The sequence below is a fragment of the Pseudomonas sp. v388 genome (assembly GCF_003935425.1).
Lineage (GTDB): Bacteria > Pseudomonadota > Gammaproteobacteria > Pseudomonadales > Pseudomonadaceae > Aquipseudomonas.
This window is the reverse complement of the sequence record NZ_RHQN01000011.1, coordinates 160,223-178,308: the sequence shown is the minus strand read 5'-3', so window position 1 is coordinate 178,308 and position 18,086 is coordinate 160,223. Positions and strand designations below refer to the sequence as shown.

Sequence of the window (18,086 nt, the reverse complement as noted above, 5' to 3'; positions counted from 1 at the left end):
CGATGATCTCAGCGCTGGTGACGGATGCGTGGATTGGCAAAGCCGTAGAGGATATCCACCACGAAATTGACCAGGATCACCAGGCAGGCGATCAACAGGATGCCGTTCTGCACGACCGGGTAGTCCCGGGCGCCGATGGCTTCGATCAACCACTTGCCGATACCCGGCCAGGAGAAGATCGTTTCGGTCAGAACCGCACCGGCCAGCAATGTGCCGACCTGCAAGCCGAACACGGTCAATACCGGAATCAACGCATTGCGCAGACCGTGGACGAACACTACGCGAGCCGGCGACAGGCCTTTGGCCCGTGCGGTACGCACGTAATCTTCACGCAGCACTTCGAGCATCGAGGAACGGGTCATACGGGCAATGACCGCCAGCGGGATCGTGCCCAGCACGATGGCTGGCAGGATCAGGTGATGCAGTGCATCGAGGAACGCACCTTCCTCATCGCTGAGCAGGGTGTCGATCAGCATGAAGCCGGTGACCGGCGGGATGTCGTACAGCAGGTCGATCCGCCCGGAAACCGGGGTCCAGCCCAGGCTCACCGAGAAGAACATGATCAGGATCAGGCCCCACCAGAAAATCGGCATCGAATACCCGGCCAGGGAGATGCCCATGACCCCATGGTCGAACAGCGATCCCCGTTTGAGGGCCGCGATTACCCCGGCCAGCAGGCCGAGGATGCCGGCGAAGATCAGTGCCGCCAGGGACAGCTCAAGCGTCGCCGGAAACAGCGACGTGAATTCTGTCCAGACGCTTTCGCGAGTACGCAACGATTCGCCGAGATCGCCTTGGGCGAGCTTGCCGATGTAATCGATGTACTGGGCATACAGCGGCTTGTTCAGGCCGAGACGTTCCATGGCCTGGGCGTGCATTTCCGGGTCAACCCGGCGTTCGCCCATCATGACTTCCACGGGGTCGCCCGGAATCAGGCGAATCAGGGCAAAGGTCAACAGCGTGATGCCGAAGAAGGTGGGGATCAACAACCCCACCCGGCGGGCAATAAAACTAAACATCTGGTCGTGTACCTCATCAGCCGGTCAGGCGTACCGCCGTTGCCCTTGTGGGGCGCAGGCGGTGCTTTTTTTCTACTTCACCCCGGTCGAGGTGAAATTGTTATTGGTCAGCGGGCTGATATGAAAGCCCTCGACATTTTTACGCATTGCTACGAACAATTTCGGATAAGCCAGGCTGATCCAGGGTTGTTCCTGATTGAATACATCTTGTGCCTGTTTATAGAGGGCGGCACGTTCAGCCGGTTCGGTTATTTTCCGGGCCTTGGTGATCGCCTTCTCGAACGCCTCGTTGCACCAGCGGGCATAGTTCTCGCCGTTCTTCGCCGCCTCGCAACTCAGGTTGGGGGTGAGGAAGTTGTCCGGGTCGCCGTTGTCGCCGGCCCATCCTGCAAAAACCATGTCATGTTCGCCCTTCTTGGCGCGCTTGAGCATTTCGCCCCATTCCATGATGCGAATATCGAGTTTGATGCCAACCTGAGCCAGGTCTGCCTGCAGCATCTGGGCTCCGACCATCGGGTTGGGGTTGGTCACCGCGCCGCCATTGCGAGCGAACAGGGTGAACACCTGGCCTTCCGGTACGCCGGCTTCCTTGAGCAGGGCGCGTGCCTTGGCCGGATCATGAGCCGGGCCTTTGTTGTCATGGTCATAGCCGATCATGGTCGGAGGATACGGACCGACACCTGCGGTTGCCTTGCCTTCGCCGAACAGCGCCTTGATGTAGGACTGTTTGTCGAACGCCAGGTTGATGGCCTGGCGCACACGCACGTCGCTCAGATACTTGTGCGACGTATTGATGGCGACGTAGCTGGTCATCATGGCTTCCATCTCGTCGATCTTGAGATTGGGGTCGGCCTTGATGTTGGCAATATCGTCAGGTTTCGGATAAAGCGCAACCTGGCATTCATTGGCCTTGAGCTTTTGCAGGCGTGTGTTGTTATCCAGCGTAATGGCAAAGATAAGCGCTTCGGCTGGCACGTTGCTCTTCCAGTAATCCGGGTTGGCTTTATAGCGGACCTGCGCATCCTTGGCATAGCGCGTCAGGATGAACGGACCGGTACCGACAGGCTTGCTGTTGAGCTCTGCGGTCTTGTCGGCCTTGAGCAGCTGGTCGGCATATTCGGCTGAATAAATCGAAGTGAACGGCATCGCCAGGTCGCGAAGGAACGGCGACTCGGGACGCGTCAGGGTGAACTTGACGGTGTAGTCGTCGGTTTTTTCGACGCTCTTGAGCAGGCTTTGGAAACCCATGCTCTCGAAGTACGGGAAGCCGACCAGCGACAATGCGTGCCATGGGTGCTTGGGGTCCAGTTGGCGCTGGAAGCTCCACACCACATCGTCGGCGTTCATCTCGCGGCTGGGCTTGAAGTAATCGGTGGTCTGGAACTTGACCCCGCGTCGCAGCTTGAAGGTGTAGGTCAGGCCGTCGGCGCTGATGTCCCAGCTTTCCGCCAGCCCCGGAATAGTGTCGGTGGTGCCGGGCTTGAAGGCGACCAGGCGTTCGAGGATGGTTTCTGCCGAGGCATCGGCCGTGACAGCTGTCGTGTATTGCACGATATCGAAGCCTTCAGGGCTCGCCTCGGTACAAACCACCAGCGGCTTGGCCGAAACGGCTGCGGCGGTGCTGAGCAGCGCCACGGCAATCGATGCGCGAAGTGAGAGCTTTTTCAATCGAAACCTCCTGTCGATACCAGCGGTACAGCCGCAGCCGGTGGCGTGATGACGCCAGCGGCTGCGGCTTTGCGCTGCTTATAGAATGTTGAACGGAATAGTCGTTACCACGCGCAGTTCGTTCAGGTTGCCATCGGCCTGGAACTCGCTGGCCCGGTGAGTGGTGTAGGTGGCGCGAATGGCTGTGGCCTTCAGAGGGCCGGATTGTACGGCGTATGAAGTGCCGATTCCGTATTCATAGTGAGTTTCACCGTCCATGTTCTTCACGTCGTAGGCGGTGCCTTTGTAATGGGTACCGTCGATGCCCCAGCCGCGTGCCTGGTAGATGTTGAATTTCAGGCCCGGCACGCCGTATTCGGCCATGTTCAGCACGTAACCGATCTGCAGCGATTTCTCGTTTGGTCCGTTGAAGTCCGAGAGCAGGGAGTTGGCCAGGAAGATGGCGTTGGTTTCATGGGCATAATCGAAGTATTCGTCACCGGCGACTTCCTGATAGGCGATGCTCAGGCTGTGCGCCTTGTGCGTGCCGGTGAAGGAGAGGCTGTAGGTGTCGTTGTCGATTGGCCCCAGTTTGCTCTGACCGGCGTCCTTGGTCTTGTAGTAGTTCAGGTTTGTGCTCAGGCTCAGCGCATCGCTGTTGCCGATTTCATGGGTGAAGCCGAAGTAGTACTGCTTCCAGAAGTCTTCCAGGTTGGAGGCGTACAGGCTGGTGGTCACGTTATCGAACGGCTTGTAGTCGCCGCCGAACATATCCAGGCGATCCGCGGTGGCCGTGGAGTTGGCGTATTCGGAGCGGAATCGGGCCAGGCTCTGTTCACTGCGCGGAGACACGCGGTCGAAGCTGCCCGCCTGCAAGGACAGGTTGTTGAATTCGTCGCTCTGCAGGGCAAAACCCTGGAAGCTGGAAGGCAGCGCCCGGTTGCCGATGTAAGCGATAACCGGCGTGTTCACCGACTGGCGACCCATGGTCAGGGTGGTGTTGGACACCCGCGCCTTGACATTGGCCAGGCCCATCTTGCTCCACTGGCCTACGGCATCGCCGTCGTTCTCGGTCAGGGTGCGGTTGGCGCCGCCGGCGAGATCCTTGCGATCACGATCCAGGGCAATGGCGTTGTACAGCGCCAGTTCGGTGGCAAAACCCACGGTGCCCTGGGTGAAGCCCGAGCTGTAGTTGACGATGGTGCCCTGCACCCAGTTGATCCGGCGTGGAGTCGGTGTCGCAACCCCGTTCTTCTGATAGCTGAACCGGTCGTCACGCCGACGAAGCTCGTTGGAATACCAGTTACGCGTGGAACCTGTCACGTGCTGGTCTTCAAAGAACCCGTTGGCATCGGCCTGGGCGCTGGTGGCGCTCAATTGGGTGGGTACGAAACTGTGAGTGCTCTCATCCGCCACGGCCATGGCCCCGAATGACGAAAGGGACAACGCCAATATTGCAGTACCGGTGGTTTTCACGATCAATTGCTCCTGTCTTTCTTATAAAAACGCCAGTTTTTTGGGGCTGGCTTGGTAGTGCCGGGCTGGTTGGTCCGGCTTGTAACGTATTCGATTGCTCAGGCGATATCGCTCGCTGCCGGAAATCGGCAGCGAGCGAGAAGCTCAAACGCGGGGTTAATCGGCGACGCTGACGCCTGAGAAGTTATTGCGACCGAACGGGCTGACGTGGAAGCCCTGGACTTCGCTGCGCAATGGCTGGTTGACGGTGGAGTGCGCAATGGGTGTGATCGGCACTTGTTGCTTGAGGTATTGCTGCGCCTGTTTGTACAGGTCGGTGCGCTGGCCTTTGTCGGTGGTCTGGATGGCCGCCTTGATCAGTTGATCGTATTTTTCGTCGCACCACATCGAGTAGTTGTTGCCGCCGATCGCCGCGCAGCTGTACAGGGTGCCGAGCCAGTTGTCCGGGTCCCCATTGTCACCGGTCCAGCCGATCAGCGAGATATCGTGCTCGCCGTTCTTGGTGCGCTTGAGGTACTCGCCCCACTCGTAGCTGACGATCTTGACCTTGATGCCGACCTTGGCCCAATCGGCCTGGAGCATTTCAGCCATCAATTTGGCGTTGGGGTTGTACGGGCGTTGCACCGGCATGGCCCACAACGTCAGCTCGGTGCCTTCTTTCACACCGGCGGCGCGCAGCAATTGCCTGGCCTTTTCCGGGTTGTACGGTGCGTCCTTGATGGTGTCGTCGTAAGACCACTGGGTCGGCGGCATGGCGTTGACGGCCAGTTGGCCCGCGCCCTGATAAACGGCATTGATAATGGCCGGCTTGTTCACTGCCATGTCCAGGGCCTGGCGCACTTGCAGGTTGCCCAACGGCTCGTGGCGCACGTTGTAGGAGATGTAGCCGAGGTTGAAACCCGGACGCTCCATCACCTTCAGGGTCTTGTCGGCCTTCAGCGCTTCGAGGTCGGCCGGGCGCGGGTTCAGGGTGACCTGGCATTCGTTCTTGCGCAGTTTCTGCAGGCGTACCGAGGCGTCGGTGTTGATGGAAAAAATCAGCTGATCGATCTTCACCCGGCTCGGGTCCCAGTATTCCTTGTTACCTCGGTAACGAATCTGCGAATCCTTCTGATAGCGCTGGAACACGAACGGTCCGGTGCCGATCGGCTCCTGGTTGATATCCCGTGCCTTGCCCTTGGCCATCAACTGCTCGGCGTACTCCGCGGACAGAATGCCGGCGAAGTTCATGGCGATGTTCTGCACGAACGCCGCGTCCACGTTGTTCAGGGTGAAGACCACAGTCAGGGGATCGGTCTTCTCGACCGACTTGATCTTGGTGTTCAGGCCCATGCCGGTGAAGTACGGGAATTCGGTGGGGTAAGCGACGCGAAACGGATGATCGGGCTTGAGCATGCGATTGAACGTGAACAACACGTCGTCGGCGTTGAAGTCGCGGCTGGGCGTGAAGTTCTTGTTGCTGTGGAACTTCACCCCTTGTCGCAGATGGAAGGTGTAGGTCAGCCCGTCGGGGGAAACATCCCAGGAAGTTGCCAGGCCCGGAACGACCGACGTATCGCCTTGTTTGAATTCGGTCAGGCGGTTGTAGATCGGTTCTGAGGCATCGTTATCGGTTGCCGCCGTATATTGAGCGCCGTCGAAACCGGCCGGGCTCGCTTCGGAGCAGAACACCAGGTTGCTCGCGGCCTGGGCCATAGGGGTCATCGCCAACAGACCCATACCGAGCAGTGAGGTCATCGCAAAAGATTTACGCATGATTCCTATCCTTCAAAGGACGAGCCCAAGGCTCGAATATCTCAACGGTCCGCAGGCAATATCCAAACAACACGCGCGACGCACCCTCGACGGTATGTCGGCAAAGGCATGCGGTAAATAGGCTCGCAGGCCGCAAAGCGTGTAGGAAAAAGCGCTGGCAATAGTAGGGGAAGTGCTTAATAGCAACTTCGCCAACTAACCGGACAACACTTGATGTGGTTGGATAAAGCGTTGACTGCGCTGCGCCGACAGCGCAGTCATACGGCTCTTACTTCACGCTTACACCATAGAACGAGTTCAGGCCGAATGGGCTGATCTTGAAGTCCTGCACGGTGGTGCGCATGGGTTGGTAGACGGTCGAGTGTGCGATAGGCGTCATCGGCACGGCGTCCTTGAGGAGGTGTTGCGCCTGTTTGTACAGCTCGGTGCGCTTGGCCTGGTCCGGCGTTTCCTTGGCCTGGTGAATCAGGGTGTCGAACGGCTTGTCACACCACTTGGCGAAGTTGTTGCCATTGAGCGCATCGCAGCCGAACAGGGTGCCGAGCCAGTTGTCCGGGTCACCGTTGTCGCCGCTCCAGCCGATCAGCATCGCGCCGTTTTCGCCGTTCTTGGCGCGCTTGATGTATTCGCCCCATTCATAGCTGACGATCTTGGCGTTGATACCGATCTTCTTCCAGTCGGACTGGAGCATTTCGGCCATCAGCTTGGCGTTGGGGTTGTACGGACGCTGAACCGGCATCGCCCACAGGGTGATTTCGGTGCCTTCCTTGATGCCGGCTTCCTTGAGCAGGGCCTTGGCTTTCTCAGGATCGTACTTGGCATCCTTGATGGTGGTGTCATACGACCATTGGGTCGGCGGCATGGCATTGACGGCCAACTGGCCGGCGCCTTGATACACCGAGTCGATGATCTGCTGCTTGTTGACGGCCATGTCCAGTGCCTGACGAACCTTCAGCTGCGCCAGCGGGTTAGGCTGATCGCTGTCCTTGATCTTGTCCATCACGTTGTAGGCGATGTAACCCAGGTTGAAACCGGCCTGATCCGGCATCTTCAGGTTCTTGTCGGCCTTGAGCGGCTCCAGGTCGGCAGGACGCGGGTAAGCGGTGATCTGGCATTCGTTCTTCTTGAGCTTCTGCATGCGCACCGACGGGTCAGTGGTGATGGCGAAGATCAGGTTGTCGACTTTGACGTCCTCAGGCTTCCAGTAGTCCTTGTTGCCGGTGAAGCGAATGTTGGAATCTTTCTGGTAGCTCTTGAACACGAACGGGCCAGTGCCGATCGGCTTCTGGTTGATGTCCGTGGCCTTGCCCTGCTTGAGCAGCTGGGCTGCGTACTCGGCGGACTGGATCGAGGCGAAGCTCATGGCCAGGTTCTGGATGAACGCCGCGTCGACCTTGTTGAGCACGAACTTGACCGTGTGGTCGTCGACTTTTTCGACCTTGGCGATGTTGGTGTCCATGGCCATGTCGGTGAAATACGGGAATTCGGTCGGTGCCGCTTTGCGGAACGGCATGTCCTTGTCGATCATGCGAGTGAACGTGAACAGCACGTCGTCGGCGTTGAACTCGCGGGTCGGCTTGAAGTAAGGCGTGGTGTGGAACTTGACGCCTTCGCGCAGGTGGAAGGTGTAGGTCAGCACGTCTTCGGAGACGTCCCAGCTGGTCGCCAGGCCTGGCTGAACGGCGGTACCGCCACGCTCGAACTGGGTCAGGCGGTTGAAGACGGTCTCCGCCGACGCGTCGAAATCCGTGCCTGTGGTGTATTGCGCCGGGTCAAAACCCGCCGGGCTGCCTTCGGAGCAGAACACCAGGTTCGAGGCTGCATGGGCGAAGGGGGCGCTGGCGAGCAAGCCGGCACCGACTAGAAACGGAATGACCGCGTGTTTGAGCATGGTGGCCTCAGTTGTTGTCATTTTTTTGATTAGAGGAACCTGCCTTGTGGGCCGGTCCATCCGATACTTATGCAGGGTGCATACCCAAAGCAAGATGTTGGCGCCAAAGAAGCCACAAAGAGTGGCACGTTCGTACAGGAATGTCGCGAAAGTGTAAGTTCTGACGCATTTGATCGTTTGCGCGTCGCATTTGAAATCATTTGTCGCACCAATAAGGCGCGACCGGGTGTGAGAAATGCACCCGGTTGGCGCTCGATTGTTACCTCACTTGCGTACGCTGACGCCGTAAAAAGGCGTCAGGCCGAACGGACTGATCTTGAAATCCTGCACTTCCTGACGCATCGGCTGGAATACCCTGGAGTTGGCGATGGGGGTGATCGGCACCTGCGCCTTGAGCACGCCCTGGGCCTGCTGGTAGAGCTTGATGCGTTGCTCCCGCTGCGGCGTTACCTTGGCCTGCTGCACCAGCTTGTCGTAGGCCGGGTCGCACCATTTGGCGTAGTTGCTGCCTTTGACCGCAGCACAGCTGTACAACACGCCCAGCCAGTTGTCCGGGTCGCCGTTGTCGCCGGTCCAGCCGTAGATCATGGTGTCGTGTTCGCCGGCCTTGGCGCGCTTGATGTACTCGCCCCATTCGTAGCTGACGATATTGGCCTTGATGCCGATCTTCTCCCAGTCGGACTGGATCATCTGCGCCGACATGCGCGCATTGGGGTTGGAGGCACGCTGAACGGTCATGGCCCACAGGTCGATCGTGGTGCCGGGGGCGACGCCTGCTTCCTTGAGTAGTTGCCTGGCCTTGGCGATGTCGTGCGGCGCATCCTTGATGGATGGATCGAAGCCCCACTGCCCAGGCGGCAGGGCGTTCTGCGCCAGCACGCCTGCGCTCTGGTACACCGCCTTGATGATGGCGGGTTTGTCGATGGCCATGTCCAGCGCCTGACGGACCCTGAGTTGATCGAGCGGCGGGTGGGTCACGTTGTAGGCCAGGAAGCCGAGGTTGAAACCCGGCTGGCTGAGCACCTTGAGGCGTGAGTCCTTCTGCATCTCCTCGATGTCCTGCGGGCGAGGGTAGCCGCTGACCTGGCATTCGCCCGCCTTGAGCTTTTGCAGGCGCGTGGCGGCGTCGCTGTTGATCGAGAAAATCAGGTTGTCGATCTTCACGTCCTCGGGCTTCCAGTACTGGGCATTGCCGGCGTAGCGGATCTGCGAATCTTTCTGGTAGCGCTTGAACACGAACGGGCCGGTGCCGACGGGCTTGAGGTTCAGCTCCTGCGCCTTGCCTTGCTTGAGTAGCTGGTCGGCATATTCGGCGGACTGGATCGAGGCGAAGCTCATCGCCAGATTCTGGACGAAGGCGGCGTCGATGCCGTTCAGATTGAAGCGCACGGTCTGGGCGTCGAGCTTCTCGACACTCTTGATGGTGGTGTTGAGCCCCATGTCGGTGAAGTACGGCGACTCGGAAGGGTAGGCCTTGCGGAACGGGTGGTCAGGGTCCAGCAGGCGGTTGAAGGTAAACAGCACGTCATCGGCGTTGAAGGTGCGGGTCGGCGTGAAGTAGTCGGTGGTGTGGAACTTCACACCGTCACGCAGATGAAAGGTGTAGGCCAGCCCGTCTGGAGCGACTTCCCAGCGAGTGGCCAGTCCCGGCTCCACTTCAGTACCGCCACGCTTGAACTGGGTCAGGCGGTTGAAAACGGTTTCCGCGGAGGCGTCGAAGTCAGTGCCGCTGGTGTACTGGCTGGGGTCGAACCCTGCGGGGCTCGCTTCCGAGCAGTAGACCAGCGTGGTGGCCGCCTGGGCCAGCGGTGCGCAGGCGGCCAGGGCTGCGCCCAACAGCAGCGGTTTGAAAATGGTATGTCCCATGAAAACCCTCGCAAGGTACGGCGATCACCGTGGCTGAATATCGACAGGCGAATAGACCGCGATAGTGCCGCACTTGCTCGCGGCCGGACAATGTTTGCTATTTTCCGGTGATCTTGTTCCAGAGGCCCTTGAGGGAGTTGCTGCGCCGGAAGAAAGTGTTCAGAAAACTGGAGCTCTCTGCGTTGAAACGCCGCAGGGCCTCGAGCGAGCTTTCACGCAGGCGTCTCTGGCCATCGAGCAGATCGCTCTTGAGGGCTGCACGACTCACCATCCCGGGGTTGGTTTTCGCCCATTGCTCGACGGTGCTGTCCTGCCAGTTGCTGTCCATCGGATGGACGAAAAGCCGCGTGGCCACCCTCGCCGGATGTTCCGCTCCTTGCTTGCCGTGCCAGGTGCCGAGGATGGCTTGCCCGACCTCGAGCACCGCCTTGCGCGCCAGCAAGGCGGCGAGCTGGTGAAGCGGGTGTTCGGGGTGGTCCTTGGCCAGCTGCGAGTGGGATGGATCGGTGGAACCGCTGGTGTTGGGGTCGTCGATCAGCGCGGTCTGCACATCATCGACGCTGTTGCCGAACCAGGTTGCCATGCCCTGCATGACCGTGCCGACGGCGCTGCTGAGCAGTCTTCCTGGTGTGCGAATGAAGTAGTAGTACTTCTCGACCTGCTCGGAGAACGGCAGGCTGGCCCATTTGTCGCGCGCGGCCAGGAATGCCTCGTAACCCTGCAGCAGTGCCGTGTTGGGATGCTCGCCGAGCAGAATCAGGATGATCTGATCGCGATCGGAGCGCCCGCCGGGCCGGGTTGCCTCGAACGGCTTGTCGTCACTGGAAAACATAATCTTGCTCAAGGGCGCGGCCAGGCTGGCAACGACGTCGCTGCCACCGAACATACCGGTCACCAGAGGGAGTCGGTGCTTGCAGGCTGCTGGCGAAGTCCAGGGCAGCACTTTGGTGTACCCGGCCTTGATCAGGCTCAGTTCGACGAAGTTGGAGTGGGCGAAAAAGTCCTCGAGGATGTGCAGCGCCGCACCGAGCGCGCGCAGGCCGTCGGTAGATGTCGGACCTTCCTTTACGGCCTTGTCGAATTCGACGTTCATCACCTCTACGGAATTCATGAGGTAACGCTTCATGGAGGTGTCAGGGTCGACCTCCAGCGACCGGTGACCGGGCAGCACCCAGGGTTCGAAGTCCGGGTCACGATCTTTAGGATTGGCCGGTTTGGGGTTGACGACCTTGGGGTTGTCGATGTGCTCGCCAGGCCGGTAGACGCCGAGCCTGCCTGGCGTCACGGTGAAGCTGGCGCGATCGGTTTTCATCAGATCGGTGAACTGCTTGACCGCCAGCACGTCGACGATTTTGGTCAAAGCCTCGCGGGACAGCACGTCCGGAAAATTCTTGGGCATGGTGGCTGCGCGAACGATCTTGGGGTCGAGCAACTGAGAGTAGTCGCGCAGCCAGTTCCCGAAGTAGATGGCGCGGACCTGCTCGTGCCGAAATCCGGCGCTCAGGAGTACTTTTTCGATCGATGCATGGGCTTCGCTGGCTTGGGCCTTGTTGCCTTCGCCGGCGTTGAAACGGGCCGTCGCGAGGGCTGGTCGTCGCGCCTGATCGATCTGGGCGGGACGCGCTGAAAAGTTCTCTGAAGGATTCATCCGTGATTCCTCGAAATGATGATGTGCTCTGGGACGCCTTGGCAGGCGCTTCCAGGACATCGACGCAATGGAGTGATGTAGCGGGGAGGATTGTGGCAACGCCACGCGGTCTGGAAAATCAGACGCAGCCGCAAGTGCTGTAGGGCGATGGCTGACAAGCTGATCAGATGTCGGTAGGGCAATCAGGAAAGGGCGGCCAGTGCGCGTTGTTCAATGCACAGCATGAGTCTGCAGGAGCGCACTTGTCCGCGATGGGCGCGGTACGGCCGACAATCCTGCGTCGGTCATGACCGGGCCTTCGCGGACAAGTCCGCTGCTGCGCGCTTGAGCGTGATCTTACGGAATGGCCACCTCAATCACGCCATCAGCCGCCACGTTGACCTGACTGGTGCCCGCTTCGATGTCCGGCGTCGGAGCGGCGTCCTCGCGCGATGACTTCATCATCATCGCCGGAGCGCGCATATAAGGCTGCGGATAGCCGGAGGTATTGAGATTCAGGTTGACCAGTTTGTAGCCGCTACCGCCCAGCGCCTCGGTGACCAGCTGCGCACGGGCCTTGAACGCGCTGACCGCCTCCTTGAGCAAGGCATCTTCGCTGGCCTTGCGGGCCGGTGGAGAGATGGAGAAGTCCATCCCGCCCATTTTCAGGTCGCCCAGCAGTTCGCCGGTCAGCTTGGACAGCACGGCAAAGTCGGCGCTTTCCAGACGCAGCTCGGCGCGTTCACGCCAGCCGGTGATCTTCTGGCCTTTCTCTTCGTAGACCGGATAGCTGTTGCGGTTGCCCTGACGGATCTTCACATCCTTGGCCTGACGTGCCTGGCCCAGCGCCTTGTTCAGGGTTTCAGTGATCTGCGCGGCGAGCCTGGCCGGGTCGCTGTTCTGGGCTTCGGTGTAAAGAGTGACGAGCATCAGGTCGCGCTGCACTTCCTGATTGACCTCTGCGCGCAGGGAAATCTGGTTGTAGCGAGGTTCATCGGCCAAAGCCGGCAGGCTGGCCAGAGCCGTTGCAGCCAGAGCGAAGAGCGTGGCGGCGGGGCGAACGTTGAACATGCGAACTCCTTGTTGTCGATCCGCCTCCAACAGACTGTCGGCCGGCGCAAATTCATGAGACTGCGACTATCGATGGCGGTTCCGGGACGGGCAAGGAACAGGCGCCTGTGGTGCTTTGACGCACTTTCCCCAGTTTTACCTTGCGCTTGGTTATACTCGCTGCGATTCGCTGGTGCGGTCATAGGAGAGCTCATGCTCGCCCCCATTCAAATGCTTTCGGCCACTCGTCAAAACCTGTGGCGCCTGACATTCATACGCATTCTGGTATTGGCCGCCCAGGCAGGTTCCGTCGGGATCGCCTGGCTGTTCGACATGATTCCGCTGCCGTGGTGGCAGTTGTCGGTGACCCTGGGCTTCTCGCTCGTACTGTGTGTGCTGACGGCTCTGCGACTGCGCACCTCCCTGCCGCTCACCGAAGTGGAATACGCCGTGCAGCTGGCGCTGGATCTGCTGATCCACAGTGCGCTGCTGTATTACTCGGGTGGCTCGACCAACCCCTTCGTTTCCTACTATCTGGTGCCGCTGACCATCGCTGCCGCGACGTTGCCGTGGCGCTATTCGCTGATCCTGTCCGGCTTTGCACTGTCGCTCTACACCTTGCTGATGGTGCGCTCCTATCCGCTGGAAACCTACCCGTCGGCGCGGGAGAACATGCAGGTATATGGCATGTGGCTCAGCTTCGCCCTGGCCGCCGGAGTCATCACGTTCTTTGCCGCCAAGATGGCCGAAGAGATGCGCCGCCAGGAGCAGTTGCGCGCAGAACGACGAGAAGAGGGCCTGCGCGATCAACAATTGCTGGCGGTTGCCACGCAGGCCGCAGGCGCCGCCCATGAACTGGGCACGCCGCTGGCGACCATGAGCGTGCTGCTCAACGAGATGTATCAGGAACACGCCGATCCGCAACTGCGCGAAGACCTCGGCGTGCTTCAGGAGCAGGTCAAGCAGTGCAAGCACACCTTGCAGCAACTGGTGCGTGCGGCGGAAGCCAATCGCCGGATGGCCGTGGAGCACCAGACGGCGTCGCGCTGGCTCGATGAGTCCCTGAGCCGCTGGCACCTGATGCGCCCGGAAGTCAGTTATCGTTTCCAGCAGCTGGGCAAGAATGACGTGCCGATGCTGTCGCCACCGCCGGACCTGACCCAGGCGCTGCTCAATCTGCTCAACAATGCCGCCGATGCCTGTCCGGATGGCCTGGAAGTCAGTCTCGACTGGGACGCCAGCGAACTGTGGATCTGCATTCGTGACCATGGCCCCGGCGTGCCGGTGGCCATCGCCGAGCAGATCGGCAAACCGTTTTTTACAACCAAGGGCAAAGGCTTCGGCCTGGGTCTGTTCTTGAGCAAAGCCAGCGTCACCCGGGCGGGTGGCTCGGTAAAACTCTACAGTCATGAGGAGGGCGGCACGTTGACCGAGCTGCGATTGCCCCGTGACACGCGAGGAGAAGAAGCATGAGTGACGAAGACATCCAGGTTGACGGCGAAGAGCTGCCGCATCTGTTGCTGGTCGATGATGACGCCACATTCACGCGCGTCATGGCGCGGGCCATGGGGCGACGTGGTTTTCGGGTCAGCACCGCAGGCTCGGCCGAAGAAGGTCTGGTGCTGGCGCAGCAGGATATTCCTGAATTCGCCGCACTCGACCTGAAGATGGACGGCGACTCCGGCCTGGTGCTGCTGCCCAAGCTGCTGGAGCTGGACCCGGAAATGCGCGTGGTGATCCTCACCGGTTATTCGAGCATTGCCACGGCGGTCGAAGCCATCAAGCGCGGCGCCTGCAACTACCTGTGCAAGCCGGCCGATGCCGACGACGTGCTGGCCGCGTTGCTGTCCAAGCATGCCGATCTGGATACGCTGGTGCCGGAAAATCCGATGTCGGTGGATCGTCTGCAATGGGAGCACATCCAGCGTGTCCTGACCGAGCACGAAGGCAATATTTCGGCCACCGCACGGGCTCTGGGCATGCACCGCCGGACATTGCAGCGCAAGTTGCAGAAGCGTCCCGTGCGCCGCTGATTTGCCGTTCGGGTGGCAGCCGTCGGTGGTTCTGACATGTCTTGTTGCGTGTTGGGATGTGATCGTACAACTGCTGAGCTATCATTGCCCTTTACTCAACTGTTCCGAGACTGATGTTGGATATGGAAAACCAGAGCGCTCCACCCCGCGCACGTAGAAAACACCGCAGCCTTGCGCAGGAACTGGTGATCGAGTTGTCCGAGCGGATCCGCAGCGGGCTGCTCAAGCGCGGCGACAAGTTGCCCACCGAGTCGGCAATCATGGAAGAGCAGGGCGTCAGCAGGACGGTCGTTCGAGAAGCGATTTCACGTTTGCAGGCTTCCGGGCTGGTCGAAACCCGGCATGGCATCGGCACCTTCGTGCTCGATACCCCAAGCCCCAGCGGCTTTCGGGTCGACCCGGCCACCATCGTCACCTTGCGTGACGTTCTCGCGATTCTGGAATTGCGCATCAGCCTGGAGGTCGAGTCCGCAGGCCTGGCCGCACAGCGTCGCAGCGCCGAACAACTGGCCGCCATGCGCGCGGCGCTGGATGCGCTGAGCGAAAGCGCGTCCCACGACAGCGATGCGGTGGCGTCGGATTTCCAGTTCCATCTGCAAATCGCGCTGTCCACCGGCAATCGGTACTTCACCGACATCATGACCCACCTGGGCACCAGCATCATTCCGCGCACGCGGCTCAATTCTGCGCGGCTGGCCCATGATGATCAGCAGCACTACATGGATCGCCTCAGCCGCGAGCATGAGGAAATCTTCGAAGCCATCGCCCGTCAGGACCCCGACGCTGCTCGCGCCGCGATGCGCCTGCACTTGACCAATAGCCGTGAGCGGCTGCGCCATGCTCACGAAGAGGCAGAGTCGCAGCGGGCCTGAAAGTGAGGCTACAGACTAAACGGTAGCAGCCAGCAAATGTCGTTGGCACCGGGAAGTCAGCCTTCGCCAGCAAGCTGGCTCCTACAGATTCTGGGTGCTCCGCGCTCCTGTAGGCGCCAGCGGGCGGCGCTCCGTCTTGCTGGCGAAGAGGCCGTCACAGACGGTCATTCTTAATCTCGGTTGTCATATAACTCGCCACCCTCCGAATTTCCCCCAATCTCCCCGTATTCAAAGGCCTCCACAGCCTTTCATCGGCTCTCCCACGAAAAACCGCGAAATCCCTGTTGAGAGATTGTATTTTCAGTTGTACGATGACTTACGACATCGGCACTGCCCCGGTGATTCATCCACAACAAAAAGTCCCATAGGGTGTTCGCACAATGAATCCACAAGAACTGAAGTCCATCCTCTCTTCCGGTTTGCTGTCCTTCCCGGTTACCGATTTCAACGCCCAGGGCGACTTCAATCGCGCAGGCTATATCAAACGCCTTGAGTGGCTGGCTCCTTACGGCGCAAGCGCTCTGTTCGCTGCCGGTGGTACTGGTGAGTTTTTCTCCCTGGCCGCCAGCGAATACTCGGAAATCATCAAGACTGCCGTCGATACCTGCGAAACCAGCGTACCGATTCTGGCTGGCGTAGGCGGTCCGACCCGCCAGGCCATCGAATATGCTCAGGAAGCCGAGCGTCTGGGCGCCAAAGGCCTGTTGCTGCTGCCGCACTACCTGACTGAAGCCAGCCAGGACGGCGTTGCCGCTCACGTTGAAGCGGTCTGCAAGTCGGTCAAGATCGGCGTTGTCGTCTACAACCGCAACGTGTGCCGCCTGAACGCCACGCTGCTGGAACAACTGGCCGAGCGCTGCCCTAACCTGATCGGTTACAAGGACGGCCTGGGCGATATCGAACTGATGGTTTCGATCCGCCGTCGTCTCGGCGACCGCTTTTCCTATCTGGGCGGCCTGCCGACTGCCGAAGTCTACGCCGCTGCCTACAAGGCGCTGGGCGTACCGGTCTACTCGTCTGCCGTGTTCAACTTCGTACCGAAACTGGCGATGGACTTCTACCACGCCATTTCCCGCGACGATCACGAAGCGGTCGGCAAATACATCGACGATTTCTTCCTGCCTTACCTTGAAATCCGCAATCGCAAGGCCGGCTACGCCGTCAGCATCGTCAAGGCCGGCGCCAAGATCGCCGGCTACGATGCAGGTCCGGTCCGCGCTCCACTGACCGACCTGACTTCGGAAGAGGTCGACATGCTGGCCGCGCTGATGGACAAGCAAGGCAAGCAGTAAACGACCGAATACAAAACCGCTGAGTGATCAGCGGTTTTGTCGTTGGAAGGCAACACCCGTTACAGGTAGGGAAGTCATCGCCGTGACTTTCCTAAGGGGCCTGTAGTGCTTCACCCAAAAACTGTATTACCCGCGTAAAAAAATAATGAGTGGGAGTTCAATCGATGCAAAAGTCCAAGCCGACTCACGTCCGCTATTTGATCCTGTTGATGCTTTTCCTGGTCACCACGATCAACTACGCAGACCGAGCCACCATCGCTATCGCGGGCTCCAGCCTGCAGAAAGACCTCGGCATCAGTGCCGTCACCCTGGGTTATATCTTCTCCGCATTCGGTTGGGCCTACGTGGCCGGCCAGATTCCCGGCGGCTGGCTGCTCGACCGTTTCGGTTCGAAGAAAGTCTACGCTGCAAGCATTTTCACCTGGTCGCTGTTCACCCTGCTGCAAGGCTATGTCGGTGAATTCGGCATCTCCACTGCCATCGTCGCGCTGTTCATGCTGCGCTTCCTGGTGGGCCTGGCTGAAGCGCCCTCGTTCCCCGGCAACGCGCGTATCGTCGCGGCCTGGTTCCCGACTGCCGAACGCGGTACGGCCTCGGCGATCTTCAACTCGGCGCAATACTTCGCCACGGTGCTGTTCGCTCCGCTGATGGGCTGGATCGTCTACACCTACGGCTGGCAGCACGTGTTCATCGTGATGGGCGCCATGGGGATCGTGTTCTCGGCCGTCTGGATGAAAGTCATCTACAGCCCGCGCAATCACCCGCGTATCAACGAGGCCGAGTTCAACCACATCGCCAGTGGCGGTGGCATGGTCGACATGGACCAGGACAAGGGCAAGAGCAAGGACAAGGCTGCCAACAGCGGGCCGAAGTGGGATTACATCCGTCAGTTGCTGACCAACCGCATGATGCTCGGTATCTACCTGAGCCAATACTGCATCAACGGCATCACCTACTTCTTCCTGACCTGGTTCCCGGTGTATCTGGTCCAGGAACGCGGCATGACCATTCTCAAGGCGGGCATCATCGCCTCCTTGCCGGCCATCTGCGGGTTCATCGGCGGCGTCTTGGGTGGTGTGATTTCCGACTACCTGCTGCGCAAGGGCCATTCGCTGACCTTCGCCCGCAAGGCGCCGATCATCTGCGGCCTGCTGCTGTCGACCTCCATCGTCACCTGCAACTACGTGGACATCGAGTGGGTCGTCGTAGGCTTCATGGCGCTGGCGTTCTTCGGCAAGGGTGTAGGTGCGCTGGGCTGGGCCGTGATGTCCGACGTTTCGCCCAAGCAGATCGCCGGCCTGAGCGGCGGCCTGTTCAACACCTTCGGTAACATCGCGTCGATCACCACCCCGATCGTGATTGGTTACATCATCAGCACCACCGGCTCGTTCAAATGGGCTCTGGTGTTCGTCGGCGCCAATGCGCTGCTGGCGGTAATCAGCTACATCTTCATCGTTGGTGAGATCAAGCGCGTGGAATTGGTAGAGCCCCCAGTCAAGGGGCCATTGCTGGACGAATCCGCCAGCGACCTTTCCCGAGCCAAACCCTGAGGAAAACC

General features: G+C 59.9%; 13 protein-coding genes. 5 read left to right on the top strand and 8 right to left on the bottom strand.

What is annotated here, in order from left to right; translation table 11 throughout:
- Positions 1-8 precede the first annotated feature (8 nt).
- The 8 genes from EGJ27_RS23260 to EGJ27_RS23225 form a co-directional block, all read right to left on the bottom strand.
- Positions 9-1,019, bottom strand: a complete 1,011-nt coding sequence (locus EGJ27_RS23260; RefSeq protein ID WP_125833086.1) for an ABC transporter permease subunit — start codon at positions 1,017-1,019, stop codon at positions 9-11.
- Between the two features lie 72 nt (positions 1,020-1,091).
- On the bottom strand, positions 1,092-2,687 hold the full coding sequence (locus EGJ27_RS23255; protein WP_125833085.1) for an ABC transporter substrate-binding protein: 1,596 nt from the start codon (positions 2,685-2,687) through the stop codon (positions 1,092-1,094).
- Positions 2,688-2,765: 78 nt separating this feature from the next.
- Positions 2,766-4,142, bottom strand: a complete 1,377-nt coding sequence (locus EGJ27_RS23250; protein ID WP_125833084.1) for an OprD family porin — start codon at positions 4,140-4,142, stop codon at positions 2,766-2,768.
- Between the two features lie 156 nt (positions 4,143-4,298).
- The gene (locus EGJ27_RS23245; protein WP_125833083.1) at positions 4,299-5,897 is read right to left on the bottom strand and encodes an ABC transporter substrate-binding protein; all 1,599 of its coding nucleotides are present in this window, start codon (positions 5,895-5,897) and stop codon (positions 4,299-4,301) included.
- A gap of 268 nt (positions 5,898-6,165) precedes the next feature.
- Positions 6,166-7,788 (bottom strand): ABC transporter substrate-binding protein, encoded by a 1,623-nt coding sequence (locus tag EGJ27_RS23240; RefSeq protein WP_125833082.1) that lies wholly within the window; start codon positions 7,786-7,788, stop codon positions 6,166-6,168.
- Positions 7,789-8,052: 264 nt separating this feature from the next.
- Positions 8,053-9,654 (bottom strand): ABC transporter substrate-binding protein, encoded by a 1,602-nt coding sequence (locus EGJ27_RS23235; RefSeq protein ID WP_125833081.1) that lies wholly within the window; start codon positions 9,652-9,654, stop codon positions 8,053-8,055.
- A gap of 97 nt (positions 9,655-9,751) precedes the next feature.
- Positions 9,752-11,302, bottom strand: coding sequence for an HET-C-related protein (locus EGJ27_RS23230; RefSeq protein WP_125833080.1), 1,551 nt, complete (start codon positions 11,300-11,302; stop codon positions 9,752-9,754).
- Positions 11,303-11,638: 336 nt separating this feature from the next.
- Entirely contained in the window at positions 11,639-12,352 is a 714-nt protein-coding gene (locus tag EGJ27_RS23225) for an SIMPL domain-containing protein (RefSeq protein ID WP_125833079.1), read from the bottom strand.
- 192 nt (positions 12,353-12,544) lie between these two features.
- On the opposite strand from EGJ27_RS23225, the gene EGJ27_RS23220 reads away from it, so the two are divergent.
- From EGJ27_RS23220 to EGJ27_RS23200, 5 genes are all read left to right on the top strand, one after another.
- The gene (locus tag EGJ27_RS23220; RefSeq protein ID WP_125833078.1) at positions 12,545-13,804 is read left to right on the top strand and encodes an ATP-binding protein; all 1,260 of its coding nucleotides are present in this window, start codon (positions 12,545-12,547) and stop codon (positions 13,802-13,804) included.
- Complete coding sequence (locus EGJ27_RS23215) at positions 13,801-14,364, top strand: response regulator transcription factor (protein WP_125833077.1); 564 nt, start codon at positions 13,801-13,803, stop codon at positions 14,362-14,364. The genes EGJ27_RS23220 and EGJ27_RS23215 overlap by 4 nt, the downstream gene beginning before the upstream one ends.
- Positions 14,365-14,486: 122 nt before the next feature.
- Entirely contained in the window at positions 14,487-15,236 is a 750-nt protein-coding gene (locus EGJ27_RS23210; protein WP_125833076.1) for a FadR/GntR family transcriptional regulator, read from the top strand.
- A gap of 380 nt (positions 15,237-15,616) precedes the next feature.
- Complete coding sequence (kdgD, locus tag EGJ27_RS23205; RefSeq protein ID WP_125833075.1) at positions 15,617-16,528, top strand: 5-dehydro-4-deoxyglucarate dehydratase; 912 nt, start codon at positions 15,617-15,619, stop codon at positions 16,526-16,528.
- A 164-nt stretch (positions 16,529-16,692) separates the two neighbouring features.
- Complete coding sequence (locus EGJ27_RS23200) at positions 16,693-18,078, top strand: MFS transporter (protein WP_125833074.1); 1,386 nt, start codon at positions 16,693-16,695, stop codon at positions 18,076-18,078.
- Positions 18,079-18,086: the final 8 nt, after the last annotated feature.